This is a genomic window from Acidimicrobiales bacterium, from assembly GCA_040219515.1.
In the GTDB taxonomy this organism is placed as follows: Bacteria; Actinomycetota; Acidimicrobiia; order Acidimicrobiales; family Aldehydirespiratoraceae; genus JAJRXC01.
Map to the genome: position 1 here is coordinate 59,879 of JAVJSI010000008.1, position 16,003 is coordinate 75,881.

Annotated in this window: 14 protein-coding genes; 6 read left to right on the top strand and 8 right to left on the bottom strand. The window is 70.1% G+C overall.

Annotated features, from left to right (window positions below):
* A complete protein-coding gene (locus RIB98_06530; GenBank protein MEQ8840618.1) occupies positions 1–447 on the top strand; it encodes a thioredoxin domain-containing protein in 447 nt (148 codons plus the stop codon).
* 4 nt (positions 448–451) lie between these two features.
* Here the strand turns inward: RIB98_06530 and RIB98_06535 are convergent, their stop codons facing one another.
* Both RIB98_06535 and RIB98_06540 read right to left on the bottom strand, forming a co-directional pair.
* Positions 452–1,861 carry a hypothetical protein gene (locus RIB98_06535; protein ID MEQ8840619.1) on the bottom strand — a complete coding sequence of 470 codons (1,410 nt, stop codon included), beginning with the start codon at positions 1,859–1,861 and terminating at the stop codon, positions 452–454.
* Complete coding sequence (locus RIB98_06540) at positions 1,858–4,929, bottom strand: glycosyltransferase family 2 protein (GenBank protein MEQ8840620.1); 3,072 nt, start codon at positions 4,927–4,929, stop codon at positions 1,858–1,860. The genes RIB98_06535 and RIB98_06540 overlap by 4 nt, the downstream gene beginning before the upstream one ends.
* Before the next feature lie 162 nt (positions 4,930–5,091).
* Here RIB98_06540 and RIB98_06545 point away from each other — a divergent pair, with 162 nt between their 5' ends.
* Genes RIB98_06545 through cofE form a run of 4 tightly spaced genes read left to right on the top strand, consistent with a single transcriptional unit; the run spans position 5,092 to position 8,637 of the window.
* Positions 5,092–6,003 carry a GDP-mannose 4,6-dehydratase gene (locus RIB98_06545; GenBank protein ID MEQ8840621.1) on the top strand — a complete coding sequence of 304 codons (912 nt, stop codon included), beginning with the start codon at positions 5,092–5,094 and terminating at the stop codon, positions 6,001–6,003.
* Positions 6,004–6,026: 23 nt separating this feature from the next.
* Positions 6,027–7,007, top strand: coding sequence for a GDP-mannose 4,6-dehydratase (gmd, locus tag RIB98_06550; GenBank protein ID MEQ8840622.1), 981 nt, complete (start codon positions 6,027–6,029; stop codon positions 7,005–7,007).
* Entirely contained in the window at positions 7,007–7,939 is a 933-nt protein-coding gene (gene cofD / locus RIB98_06555) for a 2-phospho-L-lactate transferase (protein ID MEQ8840623.1), read from the top strand. Before gmd ends, cofD begins: the two co-directional genes overlap by 1 nt.
* Positions 7,936–8,637, top strand: coding sequence for a coenzyme F420-0:L-glutamate ligase (gene cofE, locus RIB98_06560; protein MEQ8840624.1), 702 nt, complete (start codon positions 7,936–7,938; stop codon positions 8,635–8,637). The genes cofD and cofE overlap by 4 nt, the downstream gene beginning before the upstream one ends.
* Positions 8,638–8,641: 4 nt before the next feature.
* Here cofE and galE read toward each other — a convergent pair whose 3' ends face one another.
* Genes galE through RIB98_06590 form a run of 6 tightly spaced genes read right to left on the bottom strand, consistent with a single transcriptional unit; the run spans position 8,642 to position 14,978 of the window.
* Entirely contained in the window at positions 8,642–9,652 is a 1,011-nt protein-coding gene (gene galE / locus RIB98_06565; GenBank protein MEQ8840625.1) for a UDP-glucose 4-epimerase GalE, read from the bottom strand.
* On the bottom strand, positions 9,652–10,656 hold the full coding sequence (locus RIB98_06570; protein MEQ8840626.1) for an NDP-sugar synthase: 1,005 nt from the start codon (positions 10,654–10,656) through the stop codon (positions 9,652–9,654). Before RIB98_06570 ends, galE begins: the two co-directional genes overlap by 1 nt.
* A gap of 4 nt (positions 10,657–10,660) precedes the next feature.
* Positions 10,661–11,485: a hypothetical protein gene (locus tag RIB98_06575; protein MEQ8840627.1), complete on the bottom strand. Its 825-nt coding sequence runs from the start codon at positions 11,483–11,485 to the stop codon at positions 10,661–10,663.
* Positions 11,486–11,538: 53 nt separating this feature from the next.
* A complete protein-coding gene (locus RIB98_06580; GenBank protein MEQ8840628.1) occupies positions 11,539–12,762 on the bottom strand; it encodes a glycosyltransferase family 4 protein in 1,224 nt (407 codons plus the stop codon).
* Positions 12,763–12,804: 42 nt separating this feature from the next.
* Positions 12,805–13,890, bottom strand: coding sequence for a glycosyltransferase family 1 protein (locus tag RIB98_06585; protein MEQ8840629.1), 1,086 nt, complete (start codon positions 13,888–13,890; stop codon positions 12,805–12,807).
* On the bottom strand, positions 13,887–14,978 hold the full coding sequence (locus RIB98_06590; GenBank protein MEQ8840630.1) for a glycosyltransferase family 1 protein: 1,092 nt from the start codon (positions 14,976–14,978) through the stop codon (positions 13,887–13,889). Before RIB98_06590 ends, RIB98_06585 begins: the two co-directional genes overlap by 4 nt.
* A gap of 62 nt (positions 14,979–15,040) precedes the next feature.
* Between RIB98_06590 and RIB98_06595 the strand changes: the two genes are divergently transcribed.
* Positions 15,041–16,000, top strand: coding sequence for a GDP-L-fucose synthase (locus RIB98_06595; protein MEQ8840631.1), 960 nt, complete (start codon positions 15,041–15,043; stop codon positions 15,998–16,000).
* Positions 16,001–16,003: the final 3 nt, after the last annotated feature.

The window sequence follows — 16,003 nt, forward strand, 5'->3', positions numbered from 1 at the left end:
GTGGACCGGGTTCTCCTGGTACTCGGCGGGATCGTCATCGCCGGTGCCGTCGCCGCCCTGCTCGGTCGCCGCACCGCGCCCCCCGCGGCGAACACCCACCACATCCCCCGCCAGCTCGATCGCCGCGACTTCCCGCGGGCCGAGGCACCATGGCTGGTCGCCGTATTCACCTCGGCGACGTGTGCGACCTGCGCCGGGGTGTGGGACCGGGCTCGTCACCTCGAGAGCGACCAGGTCGCGGTGGTCGAACTCGAGCTCGGCGCCGCGGCCGCGCTCCACGAGCGTTACAAGATCGATGCCGTGCCCACGCTGGTCATCACCGATGCGACCGGCGAGGTCAGGCGAGCGTTCCTCGGGCCGACGACCGCCACCGATCTCTGGGCCGCCGTCGCCGAAGTGCGGGATCCGGGATCCGTGCCGCCCGACTGCCACACCGGCGAGCTCTGACCGTCTAGCCCAGCGGCACGGCCTCGGCCCCGCTGATCACCGCCGAGGTCTGCACGTGCACCGAGACATCGACGATCTCGCGTCCCACGACCACGGGCTCGGTGGCCTCGACCACGGCGATCGGACGTTCACCCTCGATGTCGGCCGAGGCGATCACGGCCCGGCGCTGCGGCCCGAGCTCGACGTCGGCCACCTTCACGAGCTGTCCGTCGACCATGCTGAACACCGCCGCGTTCGCGATGCTCGTGGGTGACGGGTTGTAGAGCACGATGCCACCCTCGTCGGCTTCGAGCGGTGCCACCCAGCGCGTCGCCGCCGCGTCGGCGCCGACCGTGGCGGAGTAGTTGGTGATCCGTTCATCGGCGAGGGTGCTCTCGCTCATCACGGCCACGGGCAGACCCGAGAGCGATCGGGCCAGGATCGACAGCGTCTGGAGGTCACCGAGCCGGGCCTCGTCGGCCAGCCGTACCTGCACCGACCGGCCCGGGCGAATCGTGAGCAGGACCGGGTCGAACACCACATCGCCGTCGGCGACGATCTCGAGATCGACCTCGGCCGACTCGGTGAGCGACGGGTTCACGACCGTGATGACGTCGTCTCGGGTCTCGCGATGGACAAAGGGAAGGAACCAGACCGGTGCGGCGTCGGCGCTCGCCGGGGTGACCGCGAGCGCACTGCGACCCTCGCCGGTGACCACCTGGAGACGCGACACCGCCACCCGACCGGCGACGACATCGATCACCGCGCTGACCCGCCCCGCCACCGGCACCGCCTCGTTGACGTCGATCGCCACCACCCGACGGGCGGGCACCACCACTCCGGTGAGCGAGTCGACACCCGTGTCGGAGTCGAACGCGATGTCGAGCACGGCATCGTCGAGGAACGGGTTGAGCACGAGCAAAGTCATCTGCTCGCTGAACTCGGTCTCGCGAGTGGCGCCCGACGCGACCACCCAGCTGGTCGACGTGCGGGAGTGACACGGCGCACGGTCGATCCCCGAGGGGTTGCCGACATAGGTCTGCTCGACGACCAGGTCGCCCCGTTCCACCTCGACGACCGCGCCCATCCATTCCGAGTCGGGCACGAGCTCGGACAAGAGTACGACGGTGCGCCCGCCGGGATCCACCGTCTCCTGGGTCTCCCGCGCGTCGGTGCCGGTACCGCTGCGCACACCCGAGACGATGGCCGAGGCCGGGACGTCACCCACGTTCACCAGCTCGATGTTCACACCGGCGGCGCCCTCGTCGTTCGACCCGCCGGGACAGAACCAGACGCCGTTGTCGACCACTTCCGGCACGGCGGTGGTGGCCACCGCGGCCACGCCCGGAACCGGACGGTCGCCCAGGTCCACGAGAAGCCCGGCGACCAACGCCGCAACCACGGTGCCGACCACGAGGAGCCGCGCCAACTTCATCGCAGACCTCCGATCCGTCGCCGCGTCCACAGGCCGAAGACGACCACGAACGCGAACACCTGGAGCAGCATCGCGCCCTGTCGCCAGATCGGTGTGGCGTAGGCGAGCGTCGCTTCCCCGGCCCGGTCGGGCAGGAAGGCCGTCGCCCAACCGAGGCTGCGCCGACGACCCGTGCGCTCACCGTCGACCTCGAGCTTCCATCCGGTGTCCTGGGTCTGGGCGAGGTAGATCTCGACGCCTTCGGGAACCGCGCCCTGCAGGTCGGTGCTGCGGCCGCTGAGCACTCCGACGGTGCCGGTGAGCGGCGAGGACGCGAGATCGCCGATCCGATCCCGGCCATCGTCGAAGCCTTCGCTGGCCGCGGCGCGGACGCTGGTCCATTCGGTGTTGACGTAGAGCGCCATCGCGGTGTTGACCCCCTCGACCCTCAGGAGGTCGAGTTGGCGGGCGAACGACGAGGAGACGACCGGGTCCACCGGGGTGCCGTCGACACTGAACGGCGCCGGCGTGAGGCGGTCGAGCACCACGATGTAGCGCACCCCCAGCCCGCCGAGCGTGCGACCGAGGCGCATCGTGTCGCCGGCGAACGCGGCGGAGAGCGTCTGCTCGACCAGCGCCGCCGCACCGTCGTCGGCCGGTACGCCGAGATCGCTCACGATGGGAAGGCCGTCGAAGCTCATGGACCAGGCGAGGGTGTCGGTGAGCGCGCGTCCACCGCTGGGGACGTTCTCGGGGGCGGCGATCCACAGCACGCGATAGCTCCCGTCGACCGCAGGGTCGGCGAAGGGCAGCGTGCCGGTGAAGTCACCTCGAGGCAGGTCCCAACGACCCGACTCGGCCAGCGCCAGGGTGGGCAACGCTGCGCCGAAGGCGCCCGCGATCGCCAGCGGCAGCAGGGCCTGGCGCCACCCGAACCGCGCCCGTCGGACGTCGTGCTCGGCCACCGCCACCGCGGCCCCGGCCGTGAGCGCCACGGCGGCGGCCGCCGGGGCGAGGAGCAGCGCGGGTTCGGGAAGGCCGAAGGGCACTGCGCCCCAGGACGCGGCCCAGACCAGGGCCCACGACATCAGCGCCACCATCCAGCCCCGCGCCGCAAGGGCGAAGCGCCACGAACGTCCGACCAGGACCGCGAGGGCCAGGGGTGCCAACAGAAGGAACGAGAACAGGGCCGCGCCCGACGCGCCGAGGCCGAAGCCGAGGGTGTCGACGAGGGCCAGGTCGGTGGCACTGCCCGTGCGGCCGCCCGTGAGCGCAGCCCACGAGAACCCGACCGCGATCTGGTCGAGAACCTGGGGCAGGCAGAGGACCGCCGCGACCACGGCAGCCCACACGGCGACGCCCAGCATCCGGACCAGACCGGTGACATGGCCCGTGAGCAGCCCGGCGGCGACGAGGCCGGCGGCGATCGGCACCACGAGCACGACCGCCGCCGGCTCGAACAGGGCGGCGAGGCCCAGGGCGACACCCAGCCCCGCGCCGGCGGCGGGCACCGACCGCCACGGACCAGCGGTCGAGCGGTAGGGAGTGGTGGCCTCGCCATGGAGCAGCGCAGTGAGCACCCACGGGGCCACCGCGTAGCCGTAGAGGCCACCGAGAGAGGCAGTCTCGATGGCGACCCAGGGAAGCGGAACGACGGCGTAGGCGACCAGCGCACCGGTCTGCGCTCGTCGGGACCCGGTGACCACCAGCATCCGCCAGGCGCCATAGAGCCCGACGAAGACGGGGAGCAGCACCCACGCGAGCCGGATCAGACCGTCGGATGCGCCGGGAAGCCACGACAGTGCGCCGAGAAGGGCAAGCCCGCTGCGCGGTGTGCCCGGTGCGCCCAGGTCCCGATGGCGCCAACCGCTCCACCACTCGCCGACGAGATCGCCGGGTGACGCCCCGAACGACAGGAAATCGCCGGCGGCGGGGATGCCGCCGGTGATCAGGCTGCGGCTGCCGAAGACCACGAACAGCGCGACCAAGGCGGCGCTCAACGCCGCGATACGGGCCGTGCCGGTCCGCATGAGGGCGCGGAGCTGTTGGTCGTCGGTCCGGCGACCGATCTGTCCGCGCACGAAGGCGTTGATGCGCACGCTGCCGGTCTCCTGCAGCGCGCGGACGTCGCTGTGGCGGGCCCGGACCAACGGGCGGAGCTGGCGGCGCCGAGCCCGGACCTCACCGAGTCGGCGGAAGTTCCATGTCCACGCACCGACCATGTCGCGCACATGGGAGATCCGGCCGGCGAACAGCGCCAGGACCGCCTCGCCGAAGGTGAGAACGGCGAGCATCGGGAGCGTGACCAGCAACGAGAGGCGACTGCCGGTCACCAGCACGGTGCGGATCTGATGACGCGCCCGTGACCGACGGATGTCGTCGACCCGGGTGCGGCCGTACATGTCTTCGCGGTGTCGAACCCGGGCCGCCGGCACCACCATCACCCGGGCCGCGAGGAGCTGGGCGCGCCAGCACAGATCGACGTCGTCACCCCGACGGGTGATGCCAGGATCGAACCCGCCGAGGGAGCGGAACAGACCGGTACGGATGAGCATGCAGGCCGACGGAACGGCGAACACGTCGGCGACCGAGTCGTATTGCTCCTGGTCCAGTTCCCCGGGGTCGACGACGTCGGCGGCGACACCGAAGCGGTCGACGGTGAGCCCGACGTGTTGGAGACGGTCCGGTCGCTGCCAGTCGACCAGCTTCGGACCCGCCACGCCGGCGTTGGATCGCAGCGACTCGACCACCAACTGCCGCACGGCATCGGGGGCCAGGGCCACGTCGTCGTGACAGATCAGCAGGTAGGCCGGGTCGACATCGGTGTCGAGAACCGCATTGGCCGCCTCGGAGAACCCCTCGGTGTCCGCGGCGTCGAGCACCGATGCGTTGGGCAGCACGGCCTGCACCCGACCGCCCAGATCACCGCTTCCGCCCGCGTCGACGACCAGGACGGAAAGCCGCGCGTAGTCCTGGGTCGCGAGACTGTCGAGCGTCTCGTCGAACCAGTCGCCGGGGTCGTTCGTGACGACGACGGCGAGCACCGATGGCGTTGCATCGCGAGGCGTTGAGTCGGGTTGGTCGGCCACGATCGTGCGAGGCTACCGCCCCACCGCCAACGGGCGGGGCCAGGTCTGCGCTGCTTCCCGACGGGGAAGGTTGAGACACCCGCCACCCACCCGTAGAGTCCTTGCCGATGCCCGGCTTCTCGGCGATGCCCGCCCCCTCCGCCTCGACCGGCGCAGCCTGACGTGCGCGCCCTGGTCACCGGGGCCAACGGTTTCGTTGGCGGCCATCTGGTGCAGCACCTGCGGGACCACGGCGACGAGGTCATCGAATCCGCCGTCGACATCACCGACCGGGAGCGCTTCATCGACCACGTGGCCGATCACGCACCGGCGACGATCTACCACCTCGCGGCCCGCGCCGACGTGGGCGGTTCCTGGTCGGCGCCCATCCCGACGATCAGGGTCAATGTCGAAGGCACGGTGAACGTGCTCGACGCAGCCGTCGCGGCCGGCGTCGAGCGTGTGCTCGCGGTGACCAGCGCCGACATCTACGGTCCGGTCGGCGATGCCGATCTGCCCCTGCGCGAGGACCAGCCCGTCCGTCCGGTGAGCCCCTACGGCGCGAGCAAGGCCGCCGCCGACATCATGTGCCACACCGCCGGTCTCGCCCACGGGCTCGATGTCGTGCGGGCGCGGAGCTTCAATCACCTCGGGCCCGGCCAGAACGACAAGTTCGTGGCGAGCGCCATCGCCAGCCGCATCGTCGACAACGAGCGTCGCGGCCGGGCGGTCGTCCGCGTCGGCAACCTGTCGGCCCGCAGGGACTTCACCGACGTACGCGACGTCGTTCGGGCCTATCGACTCCTGATGACCGGCGGCAAGCCCGGCGAGGTCTACCACGTGTGTTCGGGCGTGGATCGATCGATACGTGAACTCGCCGAGATGCTCGTGTCGATGGCCGACCATCCCATGACGCTCGAGTCCGACCCGGAGCTCTTCCGTCCGGTCGACCTCGAGGTGCTCCGCGGCGACCACGCCAAGATCACGGCTGCCACCGGCTGGCGACCCGAGATCGACATCCAGACCACCCTTTCCGACCTGCTGCACTTCTGGCGCACCCATCCCGAGGGCGTCGGGAGCCCGCAGATCGACTGACACCGACTATCACGAGGATCACCGTGGCCAAGCGCGCACTCATCACCGGCATCACCGGACAGGACGGCTCGTATCTCGCCGAGTTCCTACTCGCGAAGGGCTATGAGGTCATCGGCATGGTTCGCCGGTCGAGCACGGTCAACTTCGAACGGATCGCCCACATCCAGGACCAGCTCCGACTCGTCCCGGGCGACCTCCTCGACGAGGTCTCGATGATCGAGATCCTGCGGACCTTCCGCCCGGTCGAGGTCTACAACCTCGCCGCCCAGTCCTTCGTGCAGACATCGTTCGGACAGCCGGTGCTCACGGGCGAGACCACCGCCCTCGGGGTCACCCGGCTCCTCGACGCGATCCGAATGGTCGATCCCGACATCCGCTTCTACCAGGCCAGTTCGTCGGAGATGTTCGGCAAGGTCCAGGAGGTCCCGCAGACCGAGACCACACCGTTCCATCCGCGCAGCCCGTATGGCGTGGCCAAGGTCTACGGCCACTGGATCACCGTGAACTACCGGGAGAGCTACGGGCTGCACGGGACCTCGGGCATCCTGTTCAATCACGAGTCGCCGCGCCGGGGCATGGAGTTCGTCACCCGCAAGATCAGCCATGCCGTCGCGCAGATCAAGCTCGGCAGGATCGACGAACTCCGGCTCGGCAACCTCGATGCCCAGCGCGACTGGGGCTTCGCCGGTGACTATGTCGATGCCATGTGGCGCATGCTCCAGCGCGACACCCCTGAGGACTATGTGATCTGCACCGGGGAGACGCACTCGGTGCGCGAGTTCTGTGAGCTCGCCTTCTCCCATGTCGAACTGAACTGGGAGGACCACGTCGTCATCGACGAGACCTTCATGCGGCCGGCCGAGGTCGACCTACTCGTGGGCGACGCCAAGAAGGCCGCCGACGAGCTCGGATGGATCCCCGAGACCCCGTTCGCCGATCTGGTCCGCATGATGGTCGACGCCGATCTGGATCTGCTCGAAGGACGCTTGCGCGGGTTGGCCTGATGCACACCGTGCTCGCCGGTGGAGTCGGCGCGGCCCGGTACCTCCGAGGCGCGCTCGAGGCGTTCGACCCGTCCCTCGTGACCGGCATCGTCAACGTCGGCGACGACGTCGTCCTGCACGGTCTGCGGATCTCGCCCGACCTCGACACCTGCACCTACACCCTGGCCGGGGCGATCGACCCCGAGCGGGGCTGGGGGCTGGTCGACGAGTCGTGGCAGGCGATGCGGGAACTCGGGCGCTACGGCGGCGAGAACTGGTTCAGCCTCGGCGACCGCGACCTCGGCACCCACCTGTACCGCACCGATCGCCTCGCCGCCGGTGCCACCCTCACCGAGGTCACCGCCGAGATCACCGCAGCATGGGACCTCACCTGCCGGCTGCTGCCGGTGACCGACGACCCGATGGAGACGAGGGTGACACTCGCCGATGGCCGCGAGGTCGGCTTCCAGGAGTACTTCGTCGGGCTCCAGCACGACGTCCCGGTCCAGGCGGTGCGCTTCGCAGGCGCCGACGAGGCGAGGCCTACCGCCGACACCCTCGCGGCGATCTCGTCGGCGACGACCCTCGTGATCGCGCCGAGCAACCCGATCGTGTCCATCGGACCGGTCCTCGCGGTTCCCGGCGTCGCCGAGGCGGTCAGGGCCCGCCGCGGCCGCAACGTCGCGGTCTCCCCCATCATCGGGGGCAAGGCCCTCAAGGGGCCGGCCGATCGCATGCTCCGCGAACTCGGCGAGGAATCGACCGTCGTCGGCGTCGCCCGGCGCTATCGCGACCTCGCGTCGACACTGGTGATCGACGAGACCGATGCCGACCTCGCCGACCAGGTGGAGGCCGCCGGCATGCGGGCCCTCGTCATGCCCACGATCATGTCGGAACCCGGCGTGGCCCAAGCCCTCGCCCGGGCATGCCACGAGGTAGGAGAGAACGCGTGACCTCGCTCGAGATCATCCCCATCACCGGCATCGGCGAGGTGCGCCCCGGCGACGACCTCGCCGACCTCATCATCGGAGCCGAGGCCGACATCCGCGACGGCGACTGTCTGGTGATCACCCAGAAGGTGGTGTCGAAAGCCGAGAACCGACTCGTCGAGATCGACCCGAACGATCCCCTTTCGCACAAGCCACTCGTCGAGCAGGAGTCGGTGCGGATCCTGCGGCGCCGGGGCGAGCTCATCATCTCCCAGACCGAACAGGGCTTCGTGTGCGCCAACGCGGGGATCGACCTGTCCAACGTCGAGCGGGGCCAGGCCGCGCTGCTCCCCGTCGACAGCGACCGTTCGGCGCGGGGCATCAAGGATCGCCTCAAGGCCCGGGCCGGGCTCGATGTGGCGATCATCGTGAGTGACACGTTCGGTCGGCCCTGGCGTCGTGGCCTCACCGATGTCGCCATCGGCTGTGCCGGCATCGGCGCCATCGTCGATCTCCGGGGCACGACCGACTCGCTCGGGCGCGAGCTCATGGTCACCGAGGTCGCGGCCGTCGACGAGATCGCCGGCGCCGCCGACCTCGTGATGGGCAAGTCCGAGGGCGTCGCCGTGGCCATCGTGCGCGGTCTTCCCCGCGAGTGGTTCCGCGCCGGCAGTGTGGTCGACGAGATCGTCCGCGACCCGGCCGAGGATCTCTTTCGCTGATCGACTACCGGTAACCCTCGGGATGGCGGGACTGCCAACGCCAGTGGTCGCGCAACATCTCGTCGAGGTCACGGGTGGCCTGCCAGCCGAGTACCTCTGCGGCGTAATCGGTGGCCGCCCAGGTCTTGGCGATATCACCCGTCCGCCGGGCGACGATCTCGTGGGGAATCGGTTGTCCGACGGCCACTGCAGCGGCGGCGATGACCTCGAGGACGCTGTAGCCCACCCCGGTGCCGACGTTGACGATCGTCGACCCCGACAAGCCGCCCGCCAGGGCGTCGAGGGCGGCCAGGTGCGCCTCGGCGACGTCCATCACGTGGATGTAGTCACGCACGCCCGAACCGTCGGGAGTGTCGTAGTCGTCGCCGAACACCCGTACCTGCTCGAGACGACCGATCGCCACCTGCATCACGAAGGGCACCAGATTGTTCGGGATGCCGTTGGGGTCCTCGCCCATGTCGCCGCTCGGATGGGCGCCCACCGGGTTGAAGTAGCGCAATAGGACCACGTCGAGCGGATGCGTCTTCGCCGCGTCGACGAGGATCTGCTCGCCCATGAACTTCGTCCAGCCGTAGGGGCTCTCGGCGCCCGTGGGCGCCGACTCCGTCACCGGGATCTCGTCGGGCTGCCCGTAGACGGTGCACGACGACGAGAACACCAAGCGGCCCACATCGTGCTCGACCATGGCCTCGACGAGCCCCAGCGTGGAGCCGAGATTGTTGCGGTAGTACTCGAGTGGCTTCTCGACCGATTCACCGACCGCTTTCGATGCCGCGAAGTGCACCACCTCGTCGATGTCGTGATCGACCAGTGTCCTGTGCACCACCTCGGCGTCGAGCAGGTCGCCCTCGACGACCCGGAGATCCGGCGTGGTCAGACGGCGGAGCGCGTCGACGGCCTTGGCCGACGAGTTCGAGAAGTTGTCGATGACGACGACCTCTCGACCCGCCTCGTGGAGGGCGACGACGGTGTGCGAACCGATGTAGCCGGCGCCACCGGTGACGAGCGTCGCCATCAGTCGCTCGCGGGCACGCGGGCGCCATCGAGCACAGCGGTGCCGTCGACGATCTCTGCCGCGCCGACGATGGTGAGCCCCGTGACCCGAGCGCCCGGACCGATCACCGCGTCGGGGCCGATGACCGAGCCGTCGATCACCGCATCCGCGCCGATCGTCGCACCCGGTGAGACCACGGAGTTCCGCACCGTCGCACCGGCCTCGACCGTTGCGCCGGACATCACGACCGACCGTTCGACAGTTGCCGTGGGATCGAGCGTGGCATCGGCGGACCGACCGTCGACTCGGCGGCCGCGCACGCCGTCGAGAAGGTCGAGCTGGATCTGGAGATAGGTCTCGGGTGTGCCGGCGTCGACCCAGTAGGCATCGGATTGCACGGCCCACAGGCCACCCTCGGCGACCATCTCCGGGAAGGTCTCCCGTTCGATCGAGACCTTGCGACCGGTGTCGATCCGGTCGAGCACGGAGGGCTCGAGCACGTAGGTACCCGCATTGATCCAGTTGGTGGGGGCTTGATCGCGCGGCGGCTTCTCGACGAAACCGAGCACCCGGCCGTCGTCGTCGGTCGGGACGACGCCGTAACGCGAAGGGTCGTCGACCGGGGTGAGCGCGATCGTGCCCTCGGCACCGACCTCGTGATGGCGACGCCACACCGCGCCCACGTCGAGATCGGTGAACACGTCGCCGTTGATCACGATGAAGGTCTCGTCGATCTCCGCCGCCGTCGCCGCGAAGCGCACCGCCCCTGCGGTGTCGAGCGGCTCGGGCTCGACGGCGTACTTCAGTGCGACACCGGCGCAGAGCGCGTCCGGATAGGCCTCGCGGAACACATCCTCGCGGTAGCCGAGCGACAGTGTGACCTCGTCGACACCGTGCCCGCCCAGTGCCTGCACGACGTGCTCGAGCATGGGCCGGTCGATCACCGGCAGCATCTGCTTGGGTGTCGTGGTCGTGAGCGGGCGCAGGCGCGTACCGAACCCGCCCACCAGAACGACGGCCTTCATGACCTCACTCGGTGTCGGCCGGCACGGTGTCGTCGGGAACGGTGTCCTCGGGAACGGTGTCGTCGGTGTCGGTGTCGCCGGGAAGCGTGTCGTCGGTGCTCGGGTCGGCGTCGGGGTCGATGTCGTCAAGCGGCGGCAGGTCGAACGTGTCGCTCTCCAGGTTTGTGGTGCCGGTGGTGGCGTCGAGCTGGGCGAGAATGGCGGCCGAGGGCTCGGGGGCGTCCTCGCCGACGGGCACCTTGCCGACGGTGAACGCCTCGCGCTCCCGAAGGAAGCGGATGTCGCCGAAGTCGTCACGATAGGTGGTCTCGAGCTCCGGGCCGCCGGACCCGTCGACGATCCAACGGGTCACGACGATCTCGGAGTCCTCACCGTCACAACCGGTCGAGTTGTCGATCGGGGGGAAACCGGCGTCGAACGAACCGGTGGCGTCGATGCCGTCGCTGTCGATCCGCAGGCCGGTGGCATCCATGAACACGCCCAGCCGGGCGTCGGTGCCGGTGGCCGAGCTGTTGAAGGGGTGAATGTGGATCAGGCCGTCGGCGTGGGTGTGGATGCCGTCGGGGTCGAGCTGTGTGAGCAGTGTCGGCGCGACCTCACCACAGTCGGTGATCTCGAGCGCCGAGTGCCAATGAGTCGTCGGGGACAGAAACGGTGCCACGGCTTCGTCGCGCGACGAGCGGGCGGCGATCACCAGGCCGACGCCGAGCACCACGATCGCGAGAACGAGCAGGGGGAAACCCCGCTCGCGCTTCTCCCCGACACCACGGGAGCTGGCGGCAGCACGTGCTGCACGTTGGACCTTTTTGGACGAGCTTGCCTTACCCACGAGCGACCACGCTAGCGGTCGGGCCCACCACTACTGCGCGCACCCGGCGGGATTCATCCACCGCGCAGTTCACGGAACAGTTCTGCATAGGCGGCCGCCACCGCTGCCGGCGACACCCACTCCTCGACGAAGGCCCGGCCCCGCTGCCCCATCGCCGCGCGATCGGCGCTCGCCATGGCCTCCACGCCGGCGATGAACGCCTCGGGATCATCGGGGCCGACGGCGATTCCCGCGTCGACCGATTCCACCACTCGGACCACCTCGGTGCCGGCGTCGACCGAGGCCAACACCGGTCGACCCGCAGCGAGGATCGAGTAGAGCTTCGACGGCACCGAGGAGCGGCCGAGACCGGCCCGGAGAGCGACGACGTGGATGTCGCCGGCGGCGAGCACCTCCGGCAGCCGATCGACCGGCTGCAGGTCGACGAAGCGGAGATTGTCGAGATCGGCGGCGGCTTCCTCGAGCCCGGGTCGGGTCGACCCTCCGCCGTTGATCACGAACACCAGGTCCTCGCGCGTCCGCAGGGCCCGGGCCGCCTCGACCATCAGTTCGAGGGGCTGGCTGAAGCCGAGGTTGCCGGCGTACATCACGACCGTGCGATCGCCGAGACCGAACTCGCTGCGGTAGTGGTTTTCCCGGGAGCCGGGAACGATCCGCTGGGTGTCCACGAAGTTCGGGATCACCCGCACGATCGTGCCGCCCTTGCCGTCGAGCTTCTCTTCGACGTTCGCGCGCAGGTCGTCGGACAGCACCGTCACGGCGTCGGCCCGTCGGTAGGTGAAACGCTCCAGCCACCGCAGGACGCGGATGACCCGCGGGTTCGAGATCGCGCCGACCTCGACCGCGACGTCCGGGAACACATCCTGGATGTTGAACACGAAAGGGACGCGACGGAGCCTCGCCGCCAGCCAGCCCGTGAGACCGAGCGTCAAGGGTGGCGACATCACCAGGACCACATCGGGTCGGCGGCGCCGGAGGACGGCGAAGATCGTCGCCAACACGGTGAAACCTGCGAACGCGGCAGCCCGGGCCGGAATGTTGCGCTTGTCCGTCGGGAACGGATGGACCCGCGTGATCGATCCCCAGTCGGTCCGCTCGCGTCGCATCAGTCGCCCGCCCCAGCCCGGTTCGATCGCGTGCGACGTGTACCAGGGCAACGACGTGACGACGTCGAGCTCGTGACCCTCGTCGATCAGCCGGTGGGCGATCTCGCTGATGACGACACCCGTCGGCGCCACATCGGGCTCGAAGTGAGGGCAGACCACCAGAATTCGCACGGGCGGCAGCCTCGCACAACCGAGGGCCCACGGTCGACGCGGTCAGACAACCGATCGCCAGGCCGCGACCAGCCGTGCGGCGGCGCGGGTCGGACTCCAGCGTTCGGCCCGCGCCGGGGCCCCGGCGCTGCGCTCCCTGCCGTCCACCAGCGCGTCCGCGATGGCTGCGGCCCACACCGCCGGGTCGTCGCCGGCCACCAGCGTCCCCGTGTCGCCGAGAACCTCCGGGAGCGCGGTCTGGTCCGAGGCGACCACCGGCAGGCCGATACGCATCGCCTCGAGCACCGGCAGACCGAACCCCTCGTAGGCCGAAGGGAAGACGAGCAGGTCGGCCCGCTCGTAGAGCCCGCGTAGCGAGGCGGCGGTGACGCGGCCCGGTCGCACCACCCGCACGGCGCTGCGAGCGACGGCCTCGCGCACCTCGTCCTCGGCCCGTCCCTCTCCCCCGGTGAGCACGACGGTCACGCGTGGATGGGCGTCGGCGAGCCGTCCGATCGCGTCGAGCAACAACAGATGTCGCTTGTGCGGGTGGGTGATCGCCGGATAGAGCACGACCGGCCCCTCGCCGAGCGAGGAGGCGAGGGTCGGGTCGATCTCCGTCGACACGTCCCAGGTCGACGACACTGCTCGCAGGCGGGAGGGGTCGGCACCGAGCACGTCGACCACCGTGGACGCCACCCACTCCGACGGGGTCACCACGAGCCGGGCCGTCGCGACCGAGCGGGGCAGCGCCACCGCGAGATAGCGCCGCTTGACCAGGGAGAAGTTCTCGGGCATCTGGAGAGGCTGGAGGTCGTGGATCGTCACCACGTCGTTGCCGTGGTGACGGGCCGGCACGCGGCCGCCGAAGTGGTGCACGACATCGGCCGTCCGGGTGAGGCGGAACACCGATGTCGACTCCGAGGCGACCCGCCACGGCCGGAACCGCACCGGTCCGCCGAGTACGACGTGTTCGATCTCGGCCAGTTCCGGGTGCGCCGCGAACAATGCCGAGGAGCCGATCAGTCGCAGGTCGATGTCGGCCGGCCGCGACTCGGCCGCGGCGCAAAGCAGCCGTACCGTGTATTCCTCGCTGCCGCCGACCCGCCCGGGCACCAGCCAGGCGAGGTTCGCATCGACCCTGGTCACGCCCGAGCCCGCTCGTAGACCGCTTCGGTCAGGGCCGCAGCGTGGTCCCAGGTCATGGTCGCGGCCCGGGCCCGGCCGGCCTCGGCGACCTCGTGACGCCGCTCGTCGTCGGCCAGAAGGCGGTCGATCGCGTCGGCGAGTGCGGCGGCATCGATCGGATCGACGACGACACCCGCGGGACCGACGAGCTCCTCGGTCGACGTGCCGGCGCTGGTCACCACCGCCGTGCCCTGGGCCATGGCCTCGAGCACCGGCATGCCGAAGCCCTCGAGCAGGCTCGGCAGCACGAAGACCATGGCGAGGTCGAGCAGCACGGGCAGGTCCGGGGGCGCGACCGGGCCGATGTGGCGGATCAGCGGGCGAACCGTCAGGGCGTCGAGATCCACGCCCCAACCCGGCGGCCCGGCGAGGACCAGGGGCACGTCGTGGGTCAGCGCCCCGTGGGCGGCGACGAGCGTCTCCAGATTCTTGCGAGGTTCCGCAGTGCCCAACCACAAGATGAACTCCTCGGGGAGTCCGTGGATCGCCCGCACCCGGGCTCGATCGGCGTCGCTGACCGCCACCGGCGTGGCGCCCCAGGGCACGACGGCCAGCCGATCGGCGTCCACCCCGTGGGTCACGCAGTCGTCCGCCGTCACCTGGGAGGGCACGGAGATCATCGAGGACTCTCGACGGGCCAGCTCGAAGCCCCGGGTCATGAACGCCACCCCGTGGGGGGTGAAGTGTTCGGGGCGGTGGAGAAACGCCAGGTCGTGGATGGTGACGACCAGCGGGACCCCCCCGGACGGTGGGATCACCCCGCCGGTGGCGTGGACGATGTCGACACGGCCGACCCGTCGACCCAACGGCGGTTGCCGAAACCGATGCCAGGTCTCGTAGAGGACCCGGCGACCGAGCGGGAGGTGCACCACCGGAACGGTCGGCGCCGCCATCGGCGACGGCGCCCGGCGATGGGCCGCGGCGACCCCGACGACGTCCCAGATCCCGCGTCGGGCCAGCGCATCGAGGGTCCGAACGGTGGACGTTGCGGTGCCACCGGGCACGCGATGCCATGACTGCTCGACAACGGCCGCGACGCGAGGTTTCACGGCCGGGAGTCTGTCACGGCGGCGCGCGTTCGTGGCGCGGCCGACGCAACTACGCTTTCCGGATGGCTGCATTCGAAGACCAGCGGATCCTCCTGACCGGCGGGACGGGCTTTCTCGGGCAGGCGGTGCAATCCGCCCTGGCCGCCCGGGGCGTGACCGACGTGATCGCGCCGACCAGCACCGACGTCGACTTCACCGACCGGGCCGCGGCCGACGCCGCCATCGCCGATACCGCGCCCGACTGCGTGATCCACATGGCGGCGCGGGTCGGTGGCATCGGCGCGAACATGTCGAACCCGGCCAGCCTCTATCTCGAGAACCTCATGCTCGGCACGAATGTGATCGAGGCGTCCCGCCACGCCGGGGTGGCCAAGACCGTTGTCGTCGGCACCATCTGCTCGTACCCGAAGCACACGCCGGTCCCGTTCCAGGAGACCTCGCTCTGGGAGGGGTACCCCGAGGAGACGAACGCGCCCTACGGCATCGCGAAGCTGGCCCAGCTCACCCATCTCCAGGCCAACCGGCAGCAATACGGCCAGGTCGGCGTGTATCTGATGCCCACCAACCTCTACGGCCCGGGCGACAAGTTCCACCCCGACGTCTCCCACGTCATTCCCGCCCTCGTCCGCAAGTGTGTCGTCGCCCGCGACGAGGGAGCCGACGAGATCGAGGTGTGGGGCACCGGTTCTGCATCCCGAGAGTTCCTCTACGTCGAGGACGCCGCCACCGGCATCGTGCGGGCCGCCGAACACTACGACGGCGAGGAGCCCGTCAACCTCGGCGCCGACCGCGAACTACTCATCAAGGAGCTGGTCGAGATCGTGGCCGAACTCACGGGGTTCGAGGGACGCATCCGCTGGGACGAGTCCAAACCCGACGGCCAGCCCCGCCGCTGCGTGGATGCGTCGCGTGCCCGTGAGCTGTTCGGCTTCACGGCGACCACCGACTTCCGTGAAGGTCTCGTCGCGACGATCGAGTGGTTCGAAGCCAATCGCGAGGCCGCAGAGCTGCGCCGGAACTAGGGG